A 641-nucleotide genomic window follows, 5' to 3' on the forward strand; every position below is an offset into this window, starting at 1 on the left:
TGGTGACACTTTCATAGTCCCAGAGGTACTGCAGCGCCTGACGAAATGCCAGGTTGTTCGTAGGGTACTTCTGGGTATTGATCAAAAACTGAAAGTTCTTCCACGAAGGCGCGGTGCTCACCTTGATGGAGGGGTTCTCTCCCAACACCTTGAGCTGATCAAGAGGGATATCCCAAGCGACACCGGCCTCGCCATTTTTGATCATCTGGGTACGAGTGGCGGCTTCGGATACGACCTTCACGATAACCCGATCAAATTGCCCTTCTTTCCAACCTCCCCAGTAGCCATCGAATCGCTCAAGCACCACTTGCTGGCCCTGTTCGACCTGCCCAAGTTTGTAGGGACCGGTACCGATGGCGTTGGGAGCCATCATCCAGTCATGACCTTTCTCCACCGCCGCCGGGGCAATGATGTAAGCGGCATACTGACCTGCCGCGATCAGATTGGCCGGAGTGGGACTCTTAAACTTGAGCACTACCGTATCGTCAGCGAGGGCCTCGACGGCATCCAGACCTTTCCATACAAATGCAGCGCCCTGTTTCAGCTCCTTGACGTAATCAATGGACTTTTTGACCGCTGCGGCATTAAAGGCCGAACCGTCATGAAATTTAACGCCGTGCCGCAGCTTGAAGGTCCAGGTC

At 54.3% G+C, this 641-nt stretch carries 1 protein-coding gene; it reads right to left on the bottom strand.

Features of this window, described 5'->3' with window-relative positions; translation table 11 throughout:
- On the bottom strand, positions 1-641 hold a 641-nt coding region (locus AC1DVH_RS32385), incomplete at both ends, for an ABC transporter substrate-binding protein (protein ID WP_477757208.1).

This window comes from Pseudomonas sp. P4_C3, from assembly GCF_056402075.1.